Below are 6,889 nucleotides of genomic sequence, written 5' to 3'. Positions count from 1 at the left end.
GCTATCAGAGTTGATGGATTGTGAATATCGGCGGTTTGCCCCGGAATACCGCCGATTTCTTGCAATAACTACTTACGAGTTAACGATTTATGCCGCTGCGGCGGAATCGGGCAGCGCCGACGCCGGCAAGCCGAAGATGCGATCGAACAGCCAGTTGAAGGCAAACGTGTAGCACGGGATGAAAATGATCAGCGCCAGGTCCAGCAGAAACGCCTGCACCAGACTGATGTTCATCCACCAGGCGATCAGCGGGATCAGAAACACGATCAGCGTCAGTTGAAAACCCACGGCGTGGGCGATGCGTCGTTTGACCGTGCGCGTGCGCGATTTCTGGCGGCTTTCCCAGTGCTCGAACAGCGAGGTGTAGATGAAATTCCAGGTCACCGCGATGGTGGTGATGATCACCGCCAATGGGCCGGTGCTGCCGGGCGAGGTGCCGGACAACAGCGCCAGACCTAGGGCGGAGAAGGTCATGCCGATCACTTCATAAAGCGACACGTAGACCAGTTTGCGTTTGACGCCTTGCATGAAAATTTGCCTCTGTCTTGAACTCGATGGCCAGCGGGACTGGCGGAGGCGGCGAAAGATAGCTTCAATAGCGGTGACAGAAAAAGTCAGTAGCTTTCAGTTTTGGTGATAGGTGATGGTTTGAATTTCAACAGCGACAGCATCGAATTGTTCCTCGCCGTGATCGAGCGCGGCTCCTTCTCCGCAGCCGCCCGCGCTTTGGGTCGGGTGCCTTCGGCAGTGAGCATGGGCATCGGCAATCTGGAAGCGGAACTCGGTTATCCGCTGTTCGACCGCAGCCATCGTGAACCGCAACCGACGGCGATGGCGCTGTCACTGGTGCCCCACGCGCGGCTGATTGCCGAACAGTTCAAGCAGTTGCAGGTGCACGCGGTGGAGTTGTCGCTGGGGCTGGAGAGCAAGCTGTCGATTGGCGTAGTTGCCGACATCGACCGGCGCCGCTTGCTCGCCGCGATCAAGGTGATTGCCGAGCGCCATCCGCTGCTCGACATCGAAGTGCTGACCGCGCCGCAGGACGATGTGCTGGCGATGCTGCACAGTGGCCGCGTCAGCGTGTGCCTGGCGTTTGCCGGGTTGAGCATGAACGTGCTGGAGCGTTTTCAGTTTGTCGGCAGCGAACGGATGATCGCCACGCTGGCGGCGGACAGTCCGTTGTTGCAGGGCCAGGATCTGTTTCTCGAAGACCTGGTGCATGTGCGGCAGATTTTCGTTGCCAGCCGCGACCTGCCGATCAGCGAAACCCGGCCACTGGTGGCTGAATCGCACTGGCGCACCGACACGCTGGAGACGGCGCTGGAGATGGTTGAGGCGGGGTTGGGCTGGGGCAACTTCCCGTTGTCGGTGGTGCAGCCGTGGCTGGACACTGGGCGCTTGAAACGCCTGAATTTCCGCAATATCGAAAACGGCCTGGTGCTGCCGGTGCATGCGGTGTGGCTCAAGAGCCAGCCGTTGCAGAAGGGCGCATTGGCCCTCGTCGAACTGCTCGGTCACTGACCCTGCACATATTTACTGTAGGAGTGAGCCTGCTCGCGATAGCGGTGTGTCAGTCGCTAAATCTGTCACTGCAAAACCGCAATCGCGAGCAGGCTCACTCCTACAGGATTTTGCAGCGTACAAACGACCCCTGTAGGAGCTGCCGAAGGCTGCGATCTTTTGATCTTGATCTTGAAAAGCAAAATCAAAAGATCGCAGCCTTCGGCAGCTCCTACATGGGAAGAGGGCGTCAGGTACTTTCGCGAATCTTCAGTTCAAAACCCATGTCTTCCACCGGCCGCACCACGCTGTTGCCGGCCATCAGCGTCAGCATCTGCTCCGCCGCGCGCCGGCCGATTGCCTCGCGCGGGGTGTTGATGCTGCTCAGGCGCGGGACCATGTGTTCGGACATCGGCAAGTCGTTGAAACCGAGGATCGCCACCTGCTCGGGGATCTTGATCCCGTTGCGCAACGCTTCGAGTAGGGCACCCTGCGCCAGGTCGTCGTTGCCAAAGAAGATCGCATCGACGTCCGGATGCGCCGCCAGCAATTGCAGGAACAGTTCACCGCCCAGGCCCACCGACGAGGCGCGCGGGGTCAGTACTTCCAGATCCGGGTCGTAACGACCGGCCTTCTGCAAGGCTTTGCGGAACCCTTCACCACGCAACAAGGTGCGCTGATCGAGTTGCGCGCCGATGTAGGCCAGGCGCTTGCGCCCGCGCGAGAGCAAATGTTCGGCCGCGGTTTCGCCGGCGCTGAGCTGCGAGAAGCCCACACAGTTCACCCCGGCGGCGCTGTCCAGCTCCATCATGTACACGCAGGGAATGTTGCTGGCCTCGATCATCCGTCGCGAACTTTCGGTGCGATCAAACCCGGTCAACAGCAGACCACGCGGCTGATAGGCCATGTAGTTGCGCAGCAGGTTTTCTTCTTCATCGCGCGAATAGTGGAAGTTGCCGATCAGCACTTCGAAGCCCTTGGGCGTGAGCACCCGATGAATGGCTTCCAGCGTATCGATGAACAACAGGTTCGACAGCGACGGCACCAGCACCACCACCGAATGGCTCTGCGCCGAGGCCAGGGCGCGGGCGGCAGGGTTGACCACGTAGTTGAGTTCGAGCGCGGCTTTCTGCACTTTTTCCACCAGCTCGGTGGCCACGGTGCTGACCCCACGCAGGGCGCGGGAGGCGGTAATCGGACTGACGCCGGCCAGACGGGCAACTTCATTAAGGGTGGGACGGCCGGTGGTGCGAGTGTTTTTATCGTTTTTAGGGGTGGTCATCGGGCGGCTTGCCAAACAAAAATCAAGGCACTAAGGTAGCGCTGTCCTGATGCAGCTGCAAATGCGTAAGCGAGGTCCTGCCTGATCCTCGCTTTTTGGCGTTGGGCAAAAACCTGCTGCAACCCAAAAAAACGACAAGAAGGCGTCGGCAACTTCTGCCTGTGCACTAGAGTCATAGCTAGCAAAGGTAGCGCTGTCTGCGCGCTGAGGTGTTATATGAGTCATCCCATCACCGCCCTGGTCATCATGGGCGTTGCCGGTTGCGGCAAGACGTGCGTCAGCCAGGCCCTGTGCCAATTGAGCGGCGCCACTGCCATTGAAGGCGATACTTTTCATCCGGCCGCCAACATCGAAAAGATGAGCGCGGGGATCCCCCTGAACGACGATGACCGTGCCGGCTGGCTCGACAGCCTGTGCGTTGAGTTGCGTCGTGTCGATGCACTCGGCGAGCGCCCGGTGCTGACCTGCTCGGCCCTCAAACACAGTTATCGCGAAGTGCTGCGCAGTGCCTTGCCGGGCCTGGGCTTCGTGTTCCTTGAGCTGACCCCTGAAGTCGCCGCCGACCGCGTGTCCCATCGCCCAGGCCACTTCATGCCGGCGACGCTGATCGAAAGCCAGTTCGCCACCCTCGAGTCGCCGGTTGGCGAGCCGCTGACCCTAGCGCTGAATGCTTCGATCCACAGCGTTGAAGAACTGGCGGCCCAGGCGCACGTCTGGTGGCAGGCCCACGGTCTGAAACAGGCGGTATGAGTGTGTTGAAAGAGCTAGCGCTGTCCTCACGAATTCTGTTTAACCCGCTTTAATAACAACAACAAGCCAGGAGACACCCCCAATGTTTGGCATGTCCCACGACGCCTACCTGCTGCTCGATGCAGTGGTCACGGTAATCGGCCTGATTATCCTGATCACCAAATTCAAGATTCACCCCTTTATCTCCCTGACCATCGCGGCCGCGTTCCTCGGCCTGACGTCGGGCATGCCGATCGGCACCATCATCAAGGCGTTCCAGGACGGCTTCGGTGGCGTGCTCGGTTTCGTCGGCATCATCCTCGCGCTGGGCACCATGCTCGGCAAAATGATGGCCGAATCCGGTGGTGCCGATCAGATCGCCCAGACCCTGATCCGCGCCTTCGGCAAGGACAAGGTGCAGTGGGCGATGATGTTCGCCGCGTTCCTCGTCGGTATTCCGCTGTTCTTCGAAATCGGCTTCGTGCTGCTGATTCCGCTGGTGTTCATCGTTGCCCGCCGCACTGGCGTGTCGATCATCAAGATCGGTATTCCACTGCTCGCCGGTCTGTCCGCGGTACACGGTCTGGTGCCGCCGCACCCGGGCCCGCTGCTGGCGATCGGCGTGTTCGGTGCCGACATCGGCAAGACCATTCTTTATGGTCTGATCGTTGCGCTGCCGACGGCCATCATTGCCGGCCCGATCTTCGGTACGTTCATCGCCAAGCACATTCCCGGTCATCCGAATCAGGAACTGGTCGATCAACTGGCCCGTGAAACCGATTCGCAGAATCTGCCGAGCTTCGGCATCACCCTGGTCACCGTGCTGCTGCCGGTGTTCCTGATGCTGCTGAAAACCTTCGCCGACGTGGCGCTGCCGGACGGTCACTTCTTCCGCACCTGGATGGACATGATCGGTCACCCGATCTCGGCACTGCTGTTGGCCTTGTTGCTGTCGCTGTACACCTTTGGTCACAAGCAGGGCATCGGCTCGCAACAGATGCTCAAGTGGCTGGACGCAAGCCTGGCGCCGACCGCCGCGATCATCCTGATCATCGGTGCCGGTGGCGGTTTCAAGCAGATGCTGGTGACCAGCGGCGTGGGCGACGTGATCGGCCACATGGCGGTCAGCGCACAGATCTCGCCGATCCTGCTGGCGTGGCTGGTAGCGGCGGTGATTCGTATCGCTACCGGTTCGGCCACCGTGGCGACCATCACGGGCGCGGGCATCGTGGTGCCGGTGGTGGGGATGATCCCGGGCGTCAACCGTGAGCTGCTGGTACTCGCTACCGGTGCCGGTTCGTTGATCCTGTCCCACGTCAACGACGCCGGTTTCTGGCTGGTGAAGCAGTACTTCAACATGACCGTCGCCGAAACCTTCAAAACCTGGACGGCGATGGAAACCATCCTGTCGGTGGTTGCGTTGGGCTTTATCCTGCTGTTGTCGCTGTTCGTTTAAGCGGCGTTTTGCAGGCACAAAAAAACCGCAGCGATGCGGTTTTTTTGTGGGTGATGACCCCTGTAGGAGCTGCCGCAGGCTGCGATCTTTTGATCTTGATCTTTAAAATCAAAAGATCGCAGCCTGCGGCAGCTCCTACAGGGGGGATGTGTCAGGCGGAGGTTTTCGGGGTCAGGCCATCGGCCCGGAACATCCCGCGAATCCCGCGCACGGCCTGCCGAATCCGGTCCTGGTTCTCGATCAGCGCAAAGCGCACGTGATCGTCGCCATACTCACCAAATCCCACCCCCGGCGAGACACAGACCTTGGCTTCGGCCAGCAGCTTCTTGGCGAACTCCAGCGAGCCGAGGTGCGCGTAAGCCTCGGGAATCTTCGCCCAGACGTACATCGAAGCCTTCGGGTTCTCGACCATCCAGCCCAGCTCATGCAGGCCTTTGACCAGCACGTTACGACGCTGGCGATACTGCTCGGCGATGTCGCGCACGCATTGCTGATCGCCTTCCAGCGCGGCAATCGCCGCCACTTGCAGCGGGGTGAAGGTGCCGTAGTCGTGGTAGCTCTTGATCCGCGCCAGGGCGTTGACCAGTTCCGGGTTGCCGACCATGAAGCCGATACGCCAGCCCGCCATGTTGTAGCTCTTGGACAGGGTGAAAAACTCCACCGCGATGTCCTTGGCGCCCGGCACCTGCATGATCGACGGGGCTTTCCAGCCGTCGTAGACGATGTCGGCGTAGGCCAGGTCGTGCACCACCAGTACGTCGTACTGCTTGGCGAGGGCGATCACCCGTTCGAAGAAATCCAGCTCCACGCACTGTGCGGTAGGGTTGGAGGGGAAGCCGAGGATCATCATTTTCGGTTTCGGAATCGAACCGCGAATCGCCCGCTCCAGTTCATCGAAGAAGTCCACGCCGGGCACCAGCGGCACCGAACGCACCTGCGCACCGGCAATCACCGCGCCGTAGATGTGAATCGGGTAGCTCGGGTTCGGCACCAGTACCGTGTCGCCCTGATCCAGGGTCGCCAGCATCAAATGCGCCAGGCCTTCCTTGGAACCGATGGTGACGATGGCTTCGCTTTCCGGGTCGATGTCGACCGCGTAGCGTTCCTTGTACCAGTTGGAAATCGCCCGGCGCAGACGCGGAATGCCCTTGGACGTGGAGTAACCGTGGGTGTCTTCGCGCTGGGCGACCTGGACGAGTTTTTCGACAATGTGCGGCGGCGTGGCCCCGTCGGGGTTGCCCATGCTCAGGTCGATGATGTCTTCACCACGGCGCCGCGCGGCCATCTTCAGCTCGGCGGTGATGTTGAAAACGTAAGGGGGGAGTCGATCAATGCGCGCAAAGCGGCGCGGCGAACCTTGTTCAGCCATTGTTGCCTCGGATAACGTAAGCGCCCGGAACCGTCCGAGCGACGCTGGTCACTGCGGTGACCTGTGGCGGAAGATAAGGGCTGTGATGGCAGGCTGTCCAGCCTGCGTGCAAACAAATTTTTCCCAAGGAAATCGGTAGATGGAATTCACCAGTGGCTTCTTGCTGAGCCTTTCGTTGTGCCTGGACATCGGCGTGGCCAACATCGCAATGATCACCCTGGCGATGCAGCGCGGTTACTTTCAGGGCTTCGCGCTGGGCCTGGGCACCTGCGTCGGTGACCTGATCTACGCGGTGCTGGCGCTGGCCGGAATGACCGTGCTGCTGCAATACGAAACCGTGCGCTGGGTGCTGTGGATCGGCGGGTCGGCGCTGCTGATCTACTTTGCGGCGAAGATGATCTACTCGGCGATTCACCACGAGGCGCAATTGGCAGCGACGGCGGAAGTGGGGCAGAACTCCCATCGCAAGGAGTTCTTTCGCGGGATCTTTCTCGCTATGTCCTCGCCGAGCGCGATTCTGTGGTTCGCGGCAGTCGGCGGTACGCTGATCGCG

At 60.5% G+C, this 6,889-nt stretch carries 7 protein-coding genes; 4 read left to right on the top strand and 3 right to left on the bottom strand.

Annotated elements, in window-relative coordinates; translation table 11 throughout:
* Positions 1-87 precede the first annotated feature (87 nt).
* Positions 88-528, bottom strand: coding sequence for a PACE efflux transporter (locus DBR18_RS03555; RefSeq protein WP_108589278.1), 441 nt, complete (start codon positions 526-528; stop codon positions 88-90).
* 120 nt (positions 529-648) lie between these two features.
* On the opposite strand from DBR18_RS03555, the gene DBR18_RS03550 reads away from it, so the two are divergent.
* Positions 649-1,521 carry a LysR family transcriptional regulator gene (locus DBR18_RS03550; RefSeq protein ID WP_108589277.1) on the top strand — a complete coding sequence of 291 codons (873 nt, stop codon included), beginning with the start codon at positions 649-651 and terminating at the stop codon, positions 1,519-1,521.
* A gap of 229 nt (positions 1,522-1,750) precedes the next feature.
* Here the strand turns inward: DBR18_RS03550 and DBR18_RS03540 are convergent, their stop codons facing one another.
* A complete protein-coding gene (locus tag DBR18_RS03540; RefSeq protein WP_108589276.1) occupies positions 1,751-2,782 on the bottom strand; it encodes a LacI family DNA-binding transcriptional regulator in 1,032 nt (343 codons plus the stop codon).
* A 216-nt stretch (positions 2,783-2,998) separates the two neighbouring features.
* Between DBR18_RS03540 and DBR18_RS03535 the strand changes: the two genes are divergently transcribed.
* Positions 2,999-3,532: a gluconokinase gene (locus DBR18_RS03535; protein ID WP_007969352.1), complete on the top strand. Its 534-nt coding sequence runs from the start codon at positions 2,999-3,001 to the stop codon at positions 3,530-3,532.
* 82 nt (positions 3,533-3,614) lie between these two features.
* Positions 3,615-4,967, top strand: a complete 1,353-nt coding sequence (locus DBR18_RS03530) for a GntP family permease (protein WP_108589275.1) — start codon at positions 3,615-3,617, stop codon at positions 4,965-4,967.
* Between the two features lie 151 nt (positions 4,968-5,118).
* On the opposite strand, the gene alaC is transcribed toward DBR18_RS03530, so the two are convergent.
* On the bottom strand, positions 5,119-6,336 hold the full coding sequence (gene alaC, locus DBR18_RS03525) for an alanine transaminase (RefSeq protein ID WP_108589274.1): 1,218 nt from the start codon (positions 6,334-6,336) through the stop codon (positions 5,119-5,121).
* 139 nt (positions 6,337-6,475) lie between these two features.
* Between alaC and DBR18_RS03520 the strand changes: the two genes are divergently transcribed.
* On the top strand, positions 6,476-6,889 hold a 414-nt coding region (locus tag DBR18_RS03520), incomplete at its 3' end, for a LysE family translocator (RefSeq protein ID WP_158275037.1).

This window comes from Pseudomonas sp. HMWF021, assembly GCF_003061005.1.
In the GTDB taxonomy this organism is placed as follows: Bacteria; Pseudomonadota; Gammaproteobacteria; order Pseudomonadales; family Pseudomonadaceae; genus Aquipseudomonas.
Note: the sequence above shows the minus strand (reverse complement) of the source record. Positions and strands in the feature narration are given on the sequence as shown.

Excerpts from the sequence above, each read along its gene's own strand:
- DBR18_RS03555 (WP_108589278.1), bottom strand. The coding sequence starts at position 528 with ATGCAAGGCGTCAAACGCAAACTGGTCTACGTGTCGCTTTATGAAGTG.
- DBR18_RS03540 (WP_108589276.1), bottom strand. The coding sequence starts at position 2,782 with ATGACCACCCCTAAAAACGATAAAAACACTCGCACCACCGGCCGTCCC.
- DBR18_RS03535 (WP_007969352.1), top strand. The coding sequence starts at position 2,999 with ATGAGTCATCCCATCACCGCCCTGGTCATCATGGGCGTTGCCGGTTGC.
- DBR18_RS03530 (WP_108589275.1), top strand. The coding sequence starts at position 3,615 with ATGTTTGGCATGTCCCACGACGCCTACCTGCTGCTCGATGCAGTGGTC.
- alaC (WP_108589274.1), bottom strand. The coding sequence starts at position 6,336 with ATGGCTGAACAAGGTTCGCCGCGCCGCTTTGCGCGCATTGATCGACTC.